We start from the raw sequence: 611 nt of genomic DNA on the forward strand, positions 1-611 counted from the left end.
TGACCTCTTTTTATATATTTTTCAACTAATTTAAGAAATTTATCTCTTTTTGGTGTACTTTTTTTCTTTTTACCTTCTAAATATATTTCATTAGCCTTAATAGAATTATAAACAACAAAATCATGGGTACAATTATTTTTATGAAATCTAGGGCACTTATTACAAACTACAGGTTGTTTCTTTAATATGTCACAATTATGTTCATCAATTGTTGAAATATGTCCATATGGTAATCTAGAATTAAATTTTAGTACCCTTCTATTGGTAATCTCTCTAAGTATTGTGTGATAAGAAACCCCTATTAATTCTGAAATATATTTTATTGATTTACCTTTTCTTAAATACATTTCAATTTTAATTCTATCACTAATTTTTAATTGCATTTTTATCTCCATTCTTAGTTAATTTTGTGCATTTCATTAAAAAAAAATTGTGCATTTGCCCCTAAAAATGTAGAACAAAATATTATTCCAACACACCTATTTTAAAAAGTTATAGCTATTGTGTCAATGAAATCAAAAAATGGACCATATACCAAACAAGATTAAAATCCTGTATTTATGGTATTTAGTCCATATTTTTTATTGTGTGCATTTCATTGTAAACATTAC

General features: G+C 24.2%; 1 protein-coding gene. It reads right to left on the reverse strand.

The annotated features are described in order from the left end of the window. Nucleotides 1–383 (reverse strand): helix-turn-helix domain-containing protein (locus AYC60_RS00325; protein ID WP_197416906.1); only part of this gene is annotated, 383 nt, incomplete at its 3' end. Nucleotides 384–611: the final 228 nt, after the last annotated feature.

It is taken from the genome of Streptobacillus felis (assembly GCF_001559775.1).
Taxonomy (GTDB): Bacteria; Fusobacteriota; Fusobacteriia; order Fusobacteriales; family Leptotrichiaceae; genus Streptobacillus; species Streptobacillus felis.